The organism is Haloferax sp. KTX1 (genome assembly GCF_902410085.1).
Lineage (GTDB): Archaea > Halobacteriota > Halobacteria > Halobacteriales > Haloferacaceae > Haloferax > Haloferax massiliensis.
Genome location: NZ_CABPRH010000001.1, coordinates 41,078 through 56,755, shown reverse-complemented (window position 1 = coordinate 56,755; position 15,678 = coordinate 41,078). Strand labels below are relative to the sequence as shown.

Genomic DNA, 15,678 nt, shown 5'->3' with positions numbered 1-15,678 from the left:
TTTTAGGGCCGGCGTCCCGTCGGTTCGGGTATGCAGGGAAGTCTACCGCCGGAAGCCCAGGAGAAGCTCGAAGAACTGCAGAACCTTCAGGAGACCGCCCAGAACGTCTCCGAGCAGAAGCAGTCCTCCGAGAGCGCGCTCAACGAGGCGCAGACGGCGCTCACGACGCTCGAAGAGATCGACGGCGACTCGAAGATGTACCGCGAGGTCGGCGAACTCCTCATCGAGACCGACTACGAGTCGGCCAAGGACGACCTCGAAGAGAAGGTCGAGAGCCTCGAAGTCCGCGTCGAGCAGCTCACGAAACAGGAGACGCGCGTGCAGGAGAAGTTCGAGAGCCTGCAGGAAGAGCTCCAGCAGATGCTGCAGGGCGGCGCGGGCGGCGCGGGTCCGATGGGCCCCGGCGGCGCGTAAATGCCACAGCCGACGGACGAAGAGGTGGTCGAGACCGCCGCGGAGGCGGCTGAAGGCCTCATCTTCGCCCGCTTCAAGCAGTCCCGCGTCAAGGACTTCGACGTCACCGTGACGTTCGAAGACGGCGTCCTCGACGTGGACGTGTACGTCAACGCGCCCGACGACGCCGACGACGCGGAGGCGGTCGCCGAGGAGGCGGCGCTGACGGCGCAGGAGGCCGTGGACGAACTGTTCGCGGCCGCCGACGAGGAGTAAGGGACGTTCTCGCGGGCACCCCCCGCACTCGGTTTCTCCCGGCGAGCGGCCGCGCTGTCGCGGCCGTCGCGCGGAACGAACGCGAAGCGATTCGCGCACAGAATTTCGGATTCCGCAAGTATCACCAGAGGTCGGTGTGAAACCGCCCGACACAATTAAACATGATAGTGATGTATGTTACCTCATGTCAATACGAAGAACGCCGAGAGGGACGACCGCGTTGGACCGGTTACGAGAGCGATACAGCGAGGCCGACCGCACCTGTTCGAAGTGCGGCTTCACCGACGACGACGGCGAGTGGTCGGCCAAGACGACCGGGTCGAGCGTGTTCTACCGGCGCGTCTGTCCGAGTTGCGGCGCTATCGAGACGCGAACGCTCTCGCTGAAGTAGTGCGACGGGCGGTCGCTCATCGCTCGCATCAACTCGTGAGTGGCGACGGCGGAACCGCGGAGAACGAGAGGTGGGAGGGAGCGCCGGACGAAGACGAGCCGCCGGCCGCCGGCGTCGGCTACGCGAGGAGATACACGAGCAGGCTGACGGCCATCGCCGCGAGGATGAGCGCGATGGCGAGCGCCCCGCCCATCGAGACGACGACGTTGGCGTGACTGGCGAGCGTCTCGGTGCGGTCGTTGCCGAAAATCGTCACCTCCGCGCGTTCGGTCGCCATGCCGGCGACGACCGGCTCGGCGTCCGCGAGCGCGTCGTCGACGAGGCACTCGATGGTCTCGCGGAGTTCGTCGGGGTCGATGGCCGCGCCGACCTGATTTTCCGCCTCGACGGTGTTGACGATGTGGGTGTCCGTCGTCATCACCTCGGCCACGTCGACGCTCGCCTCCGGGCCGGTCGTCAGCGCCTCGACGATTCGGTCGCGCAGGCCCGGTTCCATGTTGTTGCCGTCGATGAGGACGTACGCGGTCGTCTGGTCGCCGACGGTCGTCGCGGCCACGCGGATGCCCAGCGGGCCGATGCCCTCCCGCGGCGTCCAGTCGGTCGGGTCGAACGCCGTCCCCAGCGAGAGCGACCCGCGCGGCGACGCCGAGAGTTCCTCCCCCGCGAGCCCGGCCGCGGTAATCATGTCGAACGACCGCTTGCTCCCCGGGGTGACGTGCCCGAGGTCGGGGCCCTGAAGCCCGTTGTTGCAGTTGTGGGCGTCGACGAGGAGTACGTCCCGGAGGCCACTCGTGCGGGCCTCGGCGGACGCCGAGAGGCCGACCGCGTACTCGACGTCGTCGGCGAACTGCGGGGCGTACGTCGAGACGAGGAGCGCGTCGTCGCCGAAGCGCTGGCCGAGCATCTTCGCGTCGCCGGACTGGACGCGGGCGCTTTCGGTCACCTCGGAGCTGTACTCGATGCGCTCGTAGGCGTCGTCGGCCGCGTCGAGGACCACGTCGACCTCGCGCTCGGTCACGAGGTTGAAGTCGTGGCCCGCGGTCGCGTGGGGCGGGAACACGAGGCCCTCGGCCCGGCGGGCGACGCGCTCGGGGAAGTTGCCGCCGCCGATTTCGCCCATCGGACCCGGGTGAATCATCGGTAGGACGAACCGGGCCTTCTCGGTGCCGTCCTCGCGCTCGAACGAGAGCACGGTGACGGGGACGATGGCCTCCTGTCCGAGCTGTTCGAAGAAGTCCTCCAGTTCGCGAGTGCCCTCGGCGATGTGGCCGATGAAGCCGCGGATGAAGTCGAGGACGGACACGCCGAGTCCGCGACGCCACGGCCGGTCGACGATGCGGAGGAAGACGTAGACGCCGAGGGCGTACATCACGCAGGTGATTGCGAGGAGTTGGAAGTGGCTCAGCGCGATGGCCGACAGCTCGGGCGGGGCCCGGTCGGGGCGGGCGAGATACGGCATCAGATAGGCGTCGAGGATGGGGCCGCCGACCTCGAAGAAACGGAGCGTCCCGCTGTAGACGAACAGGAGGGCGGCGGACGTGAGCGTCTGGATGCTCGCCGGGACCGCCGCGATGAGAAGCGACGACCGCGAGACGGCCATCACGATGAGCAGGCGGAAGGCGAACACCGACGCGAGGGCGACCACGAGCGCGTCGAAGACGAACGTCTGGCCGAGGCCCGTGAAGACGGAGACGATGGCGGCCCCGGTGAGGAACGTGACGATGATCACCTCGCCGGCGAGCGCGAGGAGCGACGAGCGGTTGTGCGTCAGCTTCCCGCCGACGAACCGGTCGACGCCGGTGGTGCCGAACGCCGCGACGACGGTCGGAATCCCGATGAAGAAGATGCCTTCCCAAGCGTCTCTACCGAGGAAGAAGATGCCCCGCCACGAGCCGGCGAGGTCCCCGGAGTCGAACGCCCCGATGCCCGCCATCGCGGCGACGAGCAGGGCGAACCCGAGACTCGTGTACCAGCTGGGCGCGCGGAAGATGAACCGCGAGAGCCCAGCGAGGTCGCTCTGGGTGGAGGTCATTTCCCGAACAGACAGAACGGAGGCCGGTAAATGTCTCGGCTTGCTTCCGAGGAACGACCGTGAGAGATTGCGTCGCGTCGCCGGGACGCGGTTTTCCGCGTCGGCGACAGGAGAGAGAGTCGGGTCGCGGCGAGGGAGAAAAGCGCGTCGCCGCGGAGCACGCGGCCGCGGTCGAAGGCGGCCGCGGTCGAACGGCCGACCGCTGGCAGTCGTCGATTACCGCTCGCAGATGTCGATGAAGTTCTCGAACACTTCCTCACCCTCGGCGGTGTGGGCGACCTCGGGGTGCCACTGGACGCCGTAGAGGTCGCGGTCGGCGTCGCTCATGGCCTCGATGGTACACACGTCGCTCGTGGCGGTGTGGGTGAAGCCCTCGGGGACCTCCTTGACCTCGTCGGCGTGGCTGGCCCAGACGCGGGTCTCGGGGGCGAGCGAGCCGATAAGGGGGTCGTCCTCGTCGAGGATTTCGACGTCCACGTCGGCGTAGCCGCCGTAGTCGCCGGAGCCGACGCGACCGTCGAGCTCCTCGGCGAGAACCTGCATGCCGAGACAGATGCCGAGGACGGGCACGTCGAGGTCGAGGTAGTCGGTACTGCGGCCGATGCGGTCCATGTCGGGGCCGCCGGAGAGGACGATGCCGTCCGCGTCGATGTCCGCGGGGTCGGTGTCGTTGTCGATGAGTTCGGTGTCCACGCCGAGGTCGCGGAGCGCGCGCCGTTCGAGGTGGGTGAACTGCCCGTGGTTGTCGATGACGACGATGCGGGTCATGTCCCGGATTGGACCACCGTGCCTAAAAGTCAATCGAAGAGTGGTCGAGATACGCGTATCCGTGCATCAGATTGGCACGTCGGGGGCGGTTGGGGACGGGAGTCGCCACGGCGACTCACTCGTCGCCGGCGCGGTCCCGAGCCGTCTGAAATCCGAGTTCGTCGAGTTCCTTCGTCCGGCGACCCTCCCGCTCGGCGATGGCCTCGACGTCGGGCGAGGCGTCGTCGTCGATGCGGGCGAACGACTTGTGGACCTTCGTGTGACACCACCGACACAGCGCGACTGTGATTTCGTGAGAGGGTTCGCTGCCGTCACCGTCGCCATCACCGCCGCGGCCACCGTACGAGAGGTGGTGTTCTTCGAGTAGCGGGCGGGCGGTCGAATCGTGGGCCATTCGGACCTCTTCGAGGCCGCACCGGATGCACTCGCGGCCGCTCGTCGTCGAGGCGTAGTGCGGGCAGTCGCGGAAGTCACAGCCCGCCGCGGCCGCGACGCACTCGTAGTCCGCTCGGGCGCGCTCGCGGGCGAACGCCGGGTCGCGGTCGGCGTACTCGCGGGCGAGGCGACACGCGCCGTCGCTCGTGAGGTGGTCGCAGCGGCCGGCGTGGTCGTAGGGGTCATCGACCCCCACGGGCGTCCCTGTCGGCGTCCGCTCCATGATGCGCGTTCGGGGCGGGGCGGGCCTAAACGTTGCTCTCGGCGGCGGACGGCCCGCCGTCTCGGCGGTGGTTTCATCACGCCTGCAATCGAAGCCGGGTCGTGAGACTCGTTCACCGACAGAACGGCACCCAATCGACCCTCGCGTCGGACGTGGAGACGGCCGATTCGTTTCTCTCGCAGGCGCGCGGGCTGATGTTCCGCGGCTCAGTGCCGGACGACTACGCACTCGTCTTCCGGTTCGACGACGCCGACCGCCACAGCCTCCACATGGTGTTCGTCCCGTTCGACATCGACGCGCTCTGGCTCGTCGGCGACGAGGTGACGAAGAAAAAGCGGTTGTCGGCGTGGACGGGCATCGGCTTCGGCATGGCCGACACCATCGTCGAACTCCCCGCGGGCGCTGCCGACGGCGTCGAACCCGGCGACCTGGTCGAGATTTCGGAGTGACTCGTCGGCCTCGAATCGACGCCCGTCCAGCGCGGTCCCCGGAGAGACACCAATTTCTGTCGGAACCATCTCTTTTATCCCTTCATCGACAAATGTCTTCAACTACTATGTCGGAACCTACCACACCGACGGAGGATAGAGTAAGTCGTCGCGAGACGGCTGGCTGTGAAATTCGACGGTTCTAACCCACAAGGACACGATTCTACCGTGAACGAACGATTCGGGAAGACCCCCGAGCTACGCACTTCTGATTCAGTACAGCTCTTAGACACCACGCTCCGCGACGGCGAGCAGGCCCCCGGCGTCTCCCTGACGCCCGCCCAGAAGGCCGATATCGCCCGCGCGCTCGACCGCGCCGAGGTCGATTACATCGAAGCCGGCAGCGCCTGCACCGGCCCCGGCGAGCGCGAGACCATAAAGCGCGTCACGTCGCTCGGTCTCGACGCGACCGTGACGAGTTTCGCCCGCGGCGTCAAGAACGACGTCGACCTCGCGCTCGACTGCGACGTGGACGGCATCACGCTCGTCGTCCCGGCGAGCGACCGACACGTCGAGTCGAAGGTCGGGACGACCCGCGAGGGCGTCGTCGAGACGACCGACGAGCTCGTCGCCTACGCCAAGGACCACGGCCTCTGGGTCGAGGTCATCGGCGAGGACGGCTCGCGGGCCGCCCCGGAGTTCCTCGAATCGCTCGCTCGCGCCAGCCACGACGCCGGTGCCGACCGCTTCTGCTTCGCCGACACGGTCGGCCACACGAGCCCCGAACACACCTACGAGGTCGTCTCCCGGCTCGCTGAGCTCGGCCCGACCTCGACGCACACCCACGACGACCTCGGCCTCGCGATGGCGAACGTCCACGCCAGCCTCGCCGCGGGCGCGGACCTCGTCCACACCACGGTCAACGGCATCGGCGAGCGCGCCGGCAACGTCGCGCTCGAAGAGGTCGCCATCGCGCTCGACCACTGCTACGACGTCGAGTCGGTGAAGCTCGACGAACTGTACGCGCTCGCCCAGAAGGTCGCGCAGGCCACGGGCGTCTCGCTCCCGCCGAACAAAGCGGTCGTCGGTCAGAACGCGTTCACCCACGAGAGCGGCATCCACACCGACGGAACGCTCAAGGACGACGCGATGTACGAGCCGTACCCGCCGGAGACGGTCGGCCGCGAGCGCCGCCTCGTCCTCGGGAAGCACGCCGGTCGCGCCGGCGTCAAGGCCGCGCTGGAGGAGCACGGCGTCGACGCCACCGACGAGGAAGTTGCCGCCGTCGTCGAGCGCGTGAAGGAACTCGGCGACCGCGGCAAGCGCGTCACCGACGCCGACCTCCTCGCGTTCGCAGAGGACGTACAGGGACGCGAGCGCGCCCGGCAGGTCGAACTGCTCGACCTCACGGCCGCCTCGGGCGGCGGCACGCCGACCGCGAGCGTCCGCCTCCGCGTCGAGGGCGAAGAGCGCGTCGCCTCCGACACCGGCTCCGGCCCGGTCGACGCCGCGGTGAAGGCCGTCCGCGAGGCGCTCGGCCCCGACGCCGACGCCCAACTCGACGAGTACCACGTCGACGCCATCACCGGCGGCACCGACGCCGTCGTGACCGTCGAGGTGACGATGTCGCTCGGCGACCGAAGCGTCACCGTCGCGGCGTCGCACGCCGACATCACGCGGGCGAGCGTCCAGGCGATGGTGGACGCGCTCGACCGACTGCTCGCGCCGAATCACACGTCGCCGACGCCCGCGTCGGCCGACGACTGAGAAAACGACCCCGTCGCGTCCGCGTCCGCGTTTTTCTCCCGCTCCCGGGACGGCTGAGTCCGGACTACTGCGTGTCTTTGGCGACGAGGTAGGTCCAGCCGCCCCGGCGCTCGAACCCGATAGCGGCGTCGCCGAGTTCCGTCTCCGCGAAGTCGGCGACGCGGCCGGTCCGGACCGTCGTCACGTCGATGCGTCGCGTCCCGTCCCGTTCGCTCGTGTCCGCGCTTGCTGCGTTCGCACTCATACTTGCGCTGACGCGGGCAGGGGATATGTATCGCATCCTAGTAGAGTGAAAGTGAAATCGAGGGACTGCACGGCCCCGTGCGGAAGACTCACTAATCACGTGTAACGGCGGCACTCGCTTCAAACGTCGAAGCGGTTACTCCGGACGAATGACGACGACGATGATAGTAACGATGACGACGAACGCGGCACCAAAGTAGCCGGCCACTCGGTAGCTCTCGATGAGCAGGAGCAAATACAGGAGGGCGATGACCGTGTCGAGTTTGTGTTCGAGTGCGGCGTCCATGCAGTCGCTATTCGTGTCTGATTATTAACTATTTCGAGCACGGAGTCCGCTCCGTCGGGCGTATCAGAACCGATTTGCAAACCAGTCTGGACTATCGAAACGATGGTTGGGTTCACGGAGCGCGAGCGGTCGGGAGTGTACAAGTCGATATACGCGCGGCGGGACATCCGGCGGTTCGGCGACGACCCGGTGACCGAGGAGACGCTGGCGCGACTGCTCGACGCCGCGCATCACGCCCCGAGCGTCGGCTTCTCGCAACCGTGGGACTTTGTCGTCGTCGAGGACGACGAGACGAAAGCGGAGATCGCGTCCATCGCGGAGCGGGCGATTGCGGCGGCCCGCGAGGGCTATCGAGAGCCTCGAAAGTCGGAGTTCGGCCGGCTGAAGTTGGAGGGCATCACCGACGCGCCGGTGAACATCTGCGTCACCTGCGACCCGACCCGCGACGCGCCGCACGTCCTCGGGCGCAACACGATGCAGGCGATGGACGCCTACTCGACGTGTCTCGCCGTGCAGAACCTCTGGCTGGCTGCGCGGGCCGAGGGCGTCGGCGTCGGCTGGGTGTCGTTTCTCTACCCGCACGAGGTCCGCGAGGTGCTGGGCATTCCGCACCACGTCGAGCCGATTGCGTATCTCTGCGTCGGCTATCCCGAAGACGGCTTCCCGGAGGAGCCGGTGCTTCAGCGAGAGGGGTGGCGCGAGCGCATCGACACGAGCGAACTCGTTCACTGGGGAGAGTGGGAGTTGAGAGAGGGCATCGAGGAGTGAGGGGCGACGAGACGAGACGCGCCGCTCGAAATGTTGTGGCCGCGGAAAAGCGCCGAGGGTGAGATTTGAACCGCAGTCGCTCCCGTGCGGTCGCTCCTTGATTCAAATCTCAGGACGTTGCACACGCGGCCACGAAGTCGCGACGCGACGAGACGCGCCGCTCGAAATGTTGTGGCCGCGAGAAGCGCCGAGGGTGAGATTTGAACTCACGTGTCCGAATGGACAGTAGATTTCGAATCTACCGCCTTGGCCGGGCTAGGCTACCTCGGCTTCCATCGTTGTCTCTCTCGCGGATAGTTTAATCCGTTTCGATTTCCGAGGGCCGCGGCGGAGAGTCACACGGATGCGGTCGGCGGGTCTGCGCCGGGCGGGGCCGATCGGGGCGGGCGGTGTCGCCGACGGGCGAGCGACCGGCCCGAGCGCCGCCGACCAATGGGAATAAGTCGCACGCAGACCCGGGAGATGTATGGACATCGACACGGCCAGCGAGACGTGCGCCGAGGTGCTCGACGCCATCTCGGAGGCCGTCATCGCCGACCGAGCCTTCCTCGAAACCGTCCTGACGGGCGTCCTCGCCCGCGGTCACGTCCTCCTCGAAGACGTCCCGGGAACCGGAAAGACACTCACCGCGCGGAGCGTCGCCACCGCGCTCGGACTGTCGTTTTCCCGCGTGCAGTTCACCCCGGACCTCCTCCCGGCCGACGTGACCGGGACGAACATCTACGACGAACGCGAGCGGACCTTCGAGTTCTCACCGGGGCCCATCTTCGCCAACGTCGTCCTCGCCGACGAGATAAATCGCGCGCCGCCGAAGACGCAGGCCGCGCTCCTCGAAGCGATGGAAGAGGGGCAGGTGACCGTCGACGGCGAGACCCACCAGCTCCCGAGCCCCTTCTTCGTCATCGCCACGCAGAACCCCGTCGAACAGGAGGGGACGTTCACCCTGCCCGAGGCGCAGGTCGACCGGTTCGTCGTGAAGTCGGCCATCGGCTACCCCGACCTCGACGGCGAGGTCGAACTCCTCCACCGGCGCGCCGGCCGGAGCGAACAGAGCCCGAGCGTCGAGCGCGTCCTCGACCGCGACGCCGTCGCCGCCGTCCGCCGCGCGCCCGAGTCGGTCCGCGTCGAGGACGACCTGCTCGACTACATGGCGAAACTCGCGCGGGAGACGCGCACCGACCGCCGGGTCCGCATCGGCGTCTCGCCCCGCGGGACCCAGCGGCTGTTCGAGGCCACCCGCGCCCGCGCCGTCATCGAGGGCCGCGAGTTCGTCACGCCCGACGACGTAAAGCGCGTCGCGCAGTCCGTGCTCGCCCACCGCCTCGTTCTGACGCCGGACGCGCGGGTCGAAGACGTGCGGAAATCGGACGTCGTCGACGACGTGCTCGGCCGGGTGACCGTGCCGACGCTGGAGTAATCGGGAGAGCGGAGACGGGAGCGCGAGACGCGAGACGGACACGCCGCTCAACGCGCGACGACCGCCACGAGCGCGACGACGCCGACCAACAGTAAGACGACGGCCGTGACGGGCTGGCCGCCGGCGGCCGTCCGGTCCGCGCCGTAGACGACGGCCGCGCCGACCGCGAGCACGACGAGCGTCGCCGCCGCGTGGACGAGTTCGAGCCGGCGCGTGTCGGTCTCGCGGCCGAGGTGTTCGCCGACGGAGCGCGCGTTGTCGGCGAGGTCCCACGCGAGTATCGACCCGACCGCGGCGAGTAAGAGCGCCTCCGTCCCGGCCCCGCTCGCGCCCGCGAAGAGGAGCGAGAGGAAGAACAGCCCGGCGGCGACGTCGACGATGCGGCGCGAGCCCCGGACCAGCCCGGCGGCGAGCGCGACCGTCGCGGCGAGGCCGCCGACCGCCGCCGTCGACGTGGTAAAGCCGAGCGCGAGGACGGTGAAACCGGCGGCCGACAGCGCCATCGCGATCCCCGTCCGGGTCGGCTTGCGGGTGATTTCGCTCACCGCGACCACCCCGCTTCGGCCCGCGCGAGCGCGACGCCGAGGGGTTCGTCACCCCAGTCGACGACGCGGACGCCGCTCCGCCGGAGTTCGCGGAGCCGCAGGTCGCGCTCGATGCGCGCGAGTCGCGCGCCGACGGTCGCGGTCGTCGTCGGGTCCGGCGAGACGACCGTCACGGCGTGGCCGTAGGCCTCCAACCGGCGGGCGACCGAGACGGCGTAGTCGTCCACGAGCGGCGAGCAGAAGACGACCTGCGCGTCGCTGGCGAGTCGCCGCCGGAGCCGTCGGAGGGCGACGGAGGAGAAAAAGGCCCCGTCCGGCGGCGTCGGCGCGAACGCCGGATGCGTGGCGAACAGCCGCCGGGCGCGGGCGCGGTGGTCGACTCCCGAGGAGGGGGCGAGCCAGCACTCGTCGGGACCGAACGCCGCGACGCCGACGCTGTCGCCGCTGTCGAGGAGCGCCGAGAAGGCGACGCTCGCGGCGTCGACGGAGCGCTCGACCGCGGTCTCGCCCCCATCGTCGGGGGCGACGTGCGCCTCCGCGCGGGTGTCGACGACGAGCACGACGGCCGCCGCGCGCTCCTCTCGGAACTCCACCGTGGCGAGTTCGCCCGTGCGGGCGCGGCGGTTCCAGTCGATGCGGCGAATCGGGTCGCCGTGGCGGTACTCGCGGATGGAGGCGAACTCCAGGCCCGACCCCGGCACGTCGGTCTCGACGCGCCCGGCGTACTTCGAGGTGAGGCCCCGAAGCGGCAGGTCGGCGGTCGCGGCGAGTTCGGGCTCACAGCGGAGCGCCGTCTCGGCGTCGACCGTCTCGCGGGACTCGACGGCCCCGGTCGGGTCGCGGACGACGACGACCGTCTCGTCCCACGAATGCTCGCCGCGGACGGCCGTGACGGTGTACGTCGCGGTCGCGGTCGCACCCGGGCGGAGCGCCGTCCCCAGTCGGGCGGGGCCGTCGGCGACGCCGAGCGCCGGCGGGACGCCGTCGACGACGCGGAGGTCGAACAGCGTCCGCGACCCCTCGTTGGTGACGCGAAGCGTGACCTCGACCTCGTCGTCGGGGTCGGGCGTCGCATCGGAGAGGTCGCGCTCGATTCGGAGCGACACCTCGGGAATCGCCGCGACCCGGACGTAGGCGAGGACGACGACGCCGAGGCCGGCCGCGAGGAGTAGCGACGGCTCGCGGGTGAACACGCCGGCGGCGGCCGCGACGAGGACGAAGCCGTCGAGGCCGGTCCAGCGTTCGGTGTCGAACCCGCGGCTCATCGGCGGTCACCCGCGGGACCGTCGGCGGTGCCGACTCGCTCTATCGCGGCGACGGTTCGTTCGGCGCGGTCGGCGAGCGACGACTTCCCGGACAGAAACAGGCGGACGCGCTGCCGAAGCGGAACCGAGACGGACGCGCCGAGGAACCGCGCGGCGACCGGGTCGTCGGTCCACCCGCCGGTTTTGAGGAGCGCGGCCGCCTCCTCGGGAGCGTGACCGCCGCGAGCGACGAGCGCCTCCGTGGCCCGCGTTTCGAGGCGGTCGACGACGCGCTGGCGGGCGGCCCAGCGAGTGTGCCGACCCGCCGCGGACACGAGGTCGTCGTCGAAGTCGGAGCCGGGTATCGGGACCGTGGCCCGCGCTTCCGGGTCGCCGGTGACCGTGGTGTTCGGGGCCGAATCGCGGCGGCGCTGGACGTACCGAAGCCCCTGCAGCGCCGCCAGCGCCGCGACGAGTCCGAGGAAGACGTCCGTCAGTTCGAGGCCGAGCGAGACGCCGGCGACGGCGGCGAACCCCGCGACGGTGGCGACCACGCCGACGAGCAGGAACAGCCGGCGCGTGAGCGTCATCGGTCGTCCCCCGTCGAATCGGCGTAGGCGTCTTCGATGTTTCTGAGCGCGTCGACCGCCCGGCGTTCCCGCTCCGGGGTCGCCTCGAAGCCGCCGTAGCGGACTTCCTCGAACAGCGTCGTCAGGTCGCCCACGTCGTCGCGGTCCATGCCGGCGTCGACGGCCGAGTCGGCGAACTCGGCGGGCGTCGCGGCGCGACGGTTCGGCACGTCGAGGAGCGCGGTCATCTCGCCCCACGCGCGGAACACCTCGTTTTCGACGTCTGCGTCGCCGTCCTCGATGCGCTGAGCCGCGGCCCCGGCGGCGCGGCCGACGGCGGCGACGTCCGGCCCCTCGTCCTCGTCGGTGGGGGCGACTTCGTCGTCGGCCTCGGGCGAGTCGTCGGTCCCGGTGACGAGCAGGAAGACCGCGACGACCAGTGCGACCGCGAGCAGGAGGCCGAACAGGAGCGTCGGCGGCGAGACGGCCTGTGCCGCGCCACCGCCGCCGAGACTGCCACCGCCGCCGGCGGGGAGAAACGACACGTTCCGCGCGGCGGCCGCGGCGCGAGACGAAAACGAGAACTCGCGGCGACACGCCGTCAGCAGGGCGAAAAGCAGGACGACCGGCGGTCCGACCGCCGCGAAGATGGCGAGCGGCGGGAGCAGAGAACCGGTCTCTCGGTAGGCGTACGCGCCGAGGAGGACGAAGACGAGCGCGACTCCGGCGAGGATTCCGGGCGAGAGCAACCACGGGAGACACGGCGTCGGGATGCTGAGACTGCCGGACGAATCGCCGGTCGGCTGGAAGGTGGGCTGGTCTGTGTCTCCCGCGACCGCGCCGCCGGTGTCGCCGCCACCGAATCCGACCGGACCGCCGCTTGAGACGACGGTCGAGTCGATGGTGGCGGCGACGACCGAGAGGGCGGCGACCGCGAGGAGGGCCAGTGCGAGCGCGCGGAGGGCGGAACGGTCCACGGTAGTCAGTAACAGTATCCGGGGTAAAGACATTTCGAGGGACGGAGCGGTCGTCGGGGGTGCGAACACCGTCGCCTCAGCATCCGACCGGACTGGATGGCGCTGTTGAAATCCTCAACCGCCGATAGCTTGTCGAGGCCGTGCTGAATACAGCGCGCGTGTCAGTCACGGGTTTCAGCACTAGTCTCGGAGAGTCGAATCGGTCAGAACAGAGAAAACGCATATCAGTTAGTCCAACGCACAGTTGTCGGGGTCATCGATATCAGGTTAGAATAAATACATGAAGGCGGTAGCGTCTGTTACTGGTATGAACCCTCCTCTCCCCCGTCGCCGGGTTCTCGCACTCGCCGGTGCAATCGGAACGGCGGCCCTGTCTGGGTGCCTCAATACTATTACGCGACGTGACCGGAACGTCTGTTCTTCGGGTTATCGAGACGTTGGGGACGTGTTCACCAACCGATCGATAGTGGACTACCTTCGATATGCGTCTCTGACAGTGCCACAATCTATCTCGCTAGGTGAGCAATTCGTCGCGACGCTCACAAACGAGTCTACTGACTCCCTCACCACACTCGGGAAACCACGATACATGATTCAGCGCTTGGTCGATAAGGGGACGTGGCGAAACACAATCGGTGTGCGAGACGAGTACGAGTGGTCATCCTCTGAACAGATACTGGCCCCTGGCGACGAGCTCCGATGGGAGATGGAACTCAGTGCGAACGACTTCTGGGGACCATTTCAACGGTGTACGATACATACGGCAGGAACGTACCGATTCATCTACTGGGGATTCTCCGATAACGATACGGGAATCGCACTCGCCGCACCATTCGAGATCGTCGAATAAGCGTTGGAACGTTCGCAGTCGCTACTCCGCGGTTAGTTCAGTGTGAGTGAGACGGAATAAACGAGTTCTCCGTGCTGAATGCACGCTCTATATTCAGCACGCCGAGTCCATCAGATTCTGCGGATTTCAACGGAGCCGACCGGAACAACTGCGTCGATTGACTACCCGTACAGACCACCTGTACAAGTGAACCACTCGTGAGCACGGCGGACGAACCCGAGGCTCGACACCCACACACCACGCTTGCAAGTGAATTGGCGGCGGAAGGGAGGGGGCCGGCGGACCCACAGACACCACCGTTACACGTGAAGCGCGGTGACGCTGCGGAGGGGGTGGCACCAACGGCCGCGTGGGGAGAGCACCGATGCAAGTGAACCGCGAACGGGACTCACCCCTCACCACCCACCACCGCTGCAGGTGATTCGGGGCGTTTCAGACCGGTTACGCGCCGTTCACAGCAGACACGTCCCACCGAGACTCGCATCGTGAGCACCAGAACATGTCATCGCTTTAGTTGAAAATATGCTCTGTTGTTCTACTAGTCACTCTCGCGTACTCTCATTCACTTGTAATAGTGGTGTGTGTCTGTTCAAACGAGTTCACACGAACCACGATATATGGTACCGTGACCCGCCTAGATGGCGACGATTCTGACCCGAACACGCGGTCCGACCCCAACGACACCGCCGCTCCAATTCACATGAATCAGATGAAATCGGGGTTTTAAATAAGGGGACGCTACAACGGACCGACGCTAATGCGCCGGTTCGAGCGAAAACAAAACGTCTTCACCAACAAGGACGCCCTCGGGGAGTCCTACAAGCCCGAGCGCATCGAGGAGCGCGACGACGAGATTTCGGAGTACATGGACGCGCTCCAACCGGTCGTCGACGGCTGGGAGCCGAACAACGTCTTCCTGTACGGCAACACCGGCGTGGGGAAGACCGCGGTCACCGAGTTCCTCCTCGAAATGCTCCTCGAAGACGTCTCGCAGTACGACGACGTGGACCTCAGCGTCATCTCCATCAACTGCAAGACGCTCAACTCCTCGTACCAGGTGGCGGTCGAACTCGTCAACGAGCTTCGACCGCCGGGCGCGGAGATCAGCTCGACCGGCTACCCCCAACAGACCGTCTTCAAGAAACTGTTTCAGGAGTTGGACGACGTGGGCGGGACGGTGCTCATCGTCCTCGACGAGGTGGACTCCATCGGCGACCGCGACGAACTCCTCTACGAACTCCCGCGGGCGCGGTCGAACGGAAAGCTCGAAGACGCCAAGGTCGGCCTCATCGGCATCTCGAACGACTTCAAGTTCCACGACCAGCTCGACCCGCGCGTGCAGGACACCCTCTGCGAGCGCGAACTCCACTTCCCGCCGTACCAAGCGCCCGAACTCCAGAACATCCTCGAATCGCGCGCGGAGGTCGCCATCGCCGAGGACGCCTGCGAGGAGGGCGTGCTCAACCTCTGTGCGGCGCTCGCCGCCCGCGACAGCGGGAGCGCGAGACAGGCGCTCGACCTCCTGCGGCTGGCGGGCGAACACGCCGAGAACAAAGACGACGAGCGAATCACGCTCGACCACGTCGACATCGCCCGGCAGAAACTCGAACAGGAGCGCGTCGTCGAGGGAATGCGCGAACTCACCGAAAACGGCCACTTCGCGCTCCTCGCGGTCGTCTCGAAGGCCGCCCACGACGAGACGCCGTGTCGGATGCGCGACCTCTATCAGGAGTATCTCCGGCTGTGCAACTCCGCCGGCATCGACCCGCTCGCCCAGCGGTCGGTCCACAATCACCTCTCGGACCTCCGGATGCTCGGTATCCTGTCGGCCGAGGAGAACCGCACCGGGTCGCGCGGGAACTACTACAGCTACGCGCTCGACGTCCCCTTCTCCAGCGCGATGGAGGCGCTGTCCGACGTGCTCGCCCTCGACTCCGTCCTCGACGAGATTCGGAAGACCGCAACGCAGGCCGAAGCGGTCTGACCGTCACGAAACGCCTCGCGTTGCGACGTTGTGTTCTGAATCACAGAAATTCAGACCGGTGGTAGTTTCTTGGTCCCTGAAT

Annotated in this window: 17 protein-coding genes and 1 tRNA gene; 8 read left to right on the top strand and 10 right to left on the bottom strand. The window is 67.7% G+C overall.

Annotated features, from left to right (window positions below; all coding sequences use genetic code 11):
- Positions 1-30: 30 nt before the first annotated feature.
- From FY251_RS00265 to FY251_RS00255, 3 genes are all read left to right on the top strand, one after another.
- Complete coding sequence (locus FY251_RS00265; protein ID WP_008577429.1) at positions 31-414, top strand: prefoldin subunit beta; 384 nt, start codon at positions 31-33, stop codon at positions 412-414.
- A complete protein-coding gene (locus FY251_RS00260; protein ID WP_004970217.1) occupies positions 415-669 on the top strand; it encodes a DUF3194 domain-containing protein in 255 nt (84 codons plus the stop codon).
- A 184-nt stretch (positions 670-853) separates the two neighbouring features.
- Positions 854-1,060 carry an HVO_0649 family zinc finger protein gene (locus FY251_RS00255; protein ID WP_089779155.1) on the top strand — a complete coding sequence of 69 codons (207 nt, stop codon included), beginning with the start codon at positions 854-856 and terminating at the stop codon, positions 1,058-1,060.
- 118 nt (positions 1,061-1,178) lie between these two features.
- Here FY251_RS00255 and FY251_RS00250 read toward each other — a convergent pair whose 3' ends face one another.
- The 3 genes from FY251_RS00250 to FY251_RS00240 all read right to left on the bottom strand — a co-directional run bounded on the left by FY251_RS00250 (position 1,179) and on the right by FY251_RS00240 (position 4,518).
- Positions 1,179-3,092, bottom strand: coding sequence for a DUF2070 family protein (locus tag FY251_RS00250; RefSeq protein WP_148412947.1), 1,914 nt, complete (start codon positions 3,090-3,092; stop codon positions 1,179-1,181).
- A gap of 216 nt (positions 3,093-3,308) precedes the next feature.
- Positions 3,309-3,860, bottom strand: a complete 552-nt coding sequence (locus FY251_RS00245) for a GMP synthase subunit A (protein ID WP_148412946.1) — start codon at positions 3,858-3,860, stop codon at positions 3,309-3,311.
- Positions 3,861-3,975: 115 nt separating this feature from the next.
- Positions 3,976-4,518, bottom strand: coding sequence for a hypothetical protein (locus tag FY251_RS00240; protein ID WP_148412945.1), 543 nt, complete (start codon positions 4,516-4,518; stop codon positions 3,976-3,978).
- Between the two features lie 101 nt (positions 4,519-4,619).
- On the opposite strand from FY251_RS00240, the gene FY251_RS00235 reads away from it, so the two are divergent.
- Together FY251_RS00235 and FY251_RS00230 are read left to right on the top strand one after the other, a co-directional pair.
- Positions 4,620-4,967 (top strand): DUF192 domain-containing protein, encoded by a 348-nt coding sequence (locus FY251_RS00235; RefSeq protein WP_148412944.1) that lies wholly within the window; start codon positions 4,620-4,622, stop codon positions 4,965-4,967.
- 207 nt (positions 4,968-5,174) lie between these two features.
- Positions 5,175-6,713: a (R)-citramalate synthase gene (locus FY251_RS00230; RefSeq protein ID WP_089779168.1), complete on the top strand. Its 1,539-nt coding sequence runs from the start codon at positions 5,175-5,177 to the stop codon at positions 6,711-6,713.
- 64 nt (positions 6,714-6,777) lie between these two features.
- Here FY251_RS00230 and FY251_RS00225 read toward each other — a convergent pair whose 3' ends face one another.
- Complete coding sequence (locus FY251_RS00225) at positions 6,778-6,957, bottom strand: hypothetical protein (RefSeq protein ID WP_148412943.1); 180 nt, start codon at positions 6,955-6,957, stop codon at positions 6,778-6,780.
- A 135-nt stretch (positions 6,958-7,092) separates the two neighbouring features.
- Positions 7,093-7,242: a hypothetical protein gene (locus FY251_RS22330; RefSeq protein WP_187367304.1), complete on the bottom strand. Its 150-nt coding sequence runs from the start codon at positions 7,240-7,242 to the stop codon at positions 7,093-7,095.
- A gap of 102 nt (positions 7,243-7,344) precedes the next feature.
- On the opposite strand from FY251_RS22330, the gene bluB reads away from it, so the two are divergent.
- Positions 7,345-8,010: a 5,6-dimethylbenzimidazole synthase gene (gene bluB, locus FY251_RS00220; protein WP_148412942.1), complete on the top strand. Its 666-nt coding sequence runs from the start codon at positions 7,345-7,347 to the stop codon at positions 8,008-8,010.
- 185 nt (positions 8,011-8,195) lie between these two features.
- Here bluB and FY251_RS00215 read toward each other — a convergent pair.
- Positions 8,196-8,280 (bottom strand) — tRNA-Ser (locus FY251_RS00215).
- A 196-nt stretch (positions 8,281-8,476) separates the two neighbouring features.
- Between FY251_RS00215 and FY251_RS00210 the strand changes: the two genes are divergently transcribed.
- Complete coding sequence (locus FY251_RS00210) at positions 8,477-9,427, top strand: MoxR family ATPase (RefSeq protein ID WP_148412941.1); 951 nt, start codon at positions 8,477-8,479, stop codon at positions 9,425-9,427.
- A gap of 47 nt (positions 9,428-9,474) precedes the next feature.
- Here the strand turns inward: FY251_RS00210 and FY251_RS00205 are convergent, their stop codons facing one another.
- The 4 genes from FY251_RS00205 to FY251_RS00190 are packed head-to-tail and all read right to left on the bottom strand — an operon-like array spanning position 9,475 to position 12,762.
- Positions 9,475-9,981, bottom strand: coding sequence for a hypothetical protein (locus tag FY251_RS00205; protein WP_148412940.1), 507 nt, complete (start codon positions 9,979-9,981; stop codon positions 9,475-9,477).
- Complete coding sequence (locus tag FY251_RS00200; protein WP_148412939.1) at positions 9,969-11,237, bottom strand: DUF58 domain-containing protein; 1,269 nt, start codon at positions 11,235-11,237, stop codon at positions 9,969-9,971. The genes FY251_RS00205 and FY251_RS00200 overlap by 13 nt, the downstream gene beginning before the upstream one ends.
- The gene (locus tag FY251_RS00195) at positions 11,234-11,806 is read right to left on the bottom strand and encodes a hypothetical protein (protein WP_148412938.1); all 573 of its coding nucleotides are present in this window, start codon (positions 11,804-11,806) and stop codon (positions 11,234-11,236) included. Before FY251_RS00195 ends, FY251_RS00200 begins: the two co-directional genes overlap by 4 nt.
- Positions 11,803-12,762, bottom strand: coding sequence for a DUF4129 domain-containing protein (locus FY251_RS00190; protein WP_148412937.1), 960 nt, complete (start codon positions 12,760-12,762; stop codon positions 11,803-11,805). The genes FY251_RS00195 and FY251_RS00190 overlap by 4 nt, the downstream gene beginning before the upstream one ends.
- 1,607 nt (positions 12,763-14,369) lie before the next feature.
- Here FY251_RS00190 and FY251_RS00180 point away from each other — a divergent pair.
- Entirely contained in the window at positions 14,370-15,596 is a 1,227-nt protein-coding gene (locus FY251_RS00180; protein WP_148412936.1) for an orc1/cdc6 family replication initiation protein, read from the top strand.
- Positions 15,597-15,678: the final 82 nt, after the last annotated feature.

What these genes read in the sequence shown, in the direction of transcription:
- FY251_RS00240 (WP_148412945.1), bottom strand. Translation starts at nt 4,518, where the DNA reads ATGGAGCGGACGCCGACAGGGACGCCCGTGGGGGTCGATGACCCCTAC.
- bluB (WP_148412942.1), top strand. Translation starts at nt 7,345, where the DNA reads ATGGTTGGGTTCACGGAGCGCGAGCGGTCGGGAGTGTACAAGTCGATA.
- FY251_RS00255 (WP_089779155.1), top strand. Translation starts at nt 854, where the DNA reads ATGTCAATACGAAGAACGCCGAGAGGGACGACCGCGTTGGACCGGTTA.
- FY251_RS22330 (WP_187367304.1), bottom strand. Translation starts at nt 7,242, where the DNA reads ATGGACGCCGCACTCGAACACAAACTCGACACGGTCATCGCCCTCCTG.
- FY251_RS00210 (WP_148412941.1), top strand. Translation starts at nt 8,477, where the DNA reads ATGGACATCGACACGGCCAGCGAGACGTGCGCCGAGGTGCTCGACGCC.
- FY251_RS00195 (WP_148412938.1), bottom strand. Translation starts at nt 11,806, where the DNA reads ATGACGCTCACGCGCCGGCTGTTCCTGCTCGTCGGCGTGGTCGCCACC.
- FY251_RS00180 (WP_148412936.1), top strand. Translation starts at nt 14,370, where the DNA reads ATGCGCCGGTTCGAGCGAAAACAAAACGTCTTCACCAACAAGGACGCC.
- FY251_RS00265 (WP_008577429.1), top strand. Translation starts at nt 31, where the DNA reads ATGCAGGGAAGTCTACCGCCGGAAGCCCAGGAGAAGCTCGAAGAACTG.
- FY251_RS00260 (WP_004970217.1), top strand. Translation starts at nt 415, where the DNA reads ATGCCACAGCCGACGGACGAAGAGGTGGTCGAGACCGCCGCGGAGGCG.
- FY251_RS00200 (WP_148412939.1), bottom strand. Translation starts at nt 11,237, where the DNA reads ATGAGCCGCGGGTTCGACACCGAACGCTGGACCGGCCTCGACGGCTTC.
- FY251_RS00250 (WP_148412947.1), bottom strand. Translation starts at nt 3,092, where the DNA reads ATGACCTCCACCCAGAGCGACCTCGCTGGGCTCTCGCGGTTCATCTTC.
- FY251_RS00225 (WP_148412943.1), bottom strand. Translation starts at nt 6,957, where the DNA reads ATGAGTGCGAACGCAGCAAGCGCGGACACGAGCGAACGGGACGGGACG.
- FY251_RS00245 (WP_148412946.1), bottom strand. Translation starts at nt 3,860, where the DNA reads ATGACCCGCATCGTCGTCATCGACAACCACGGGCAGTTCACCCACCTC.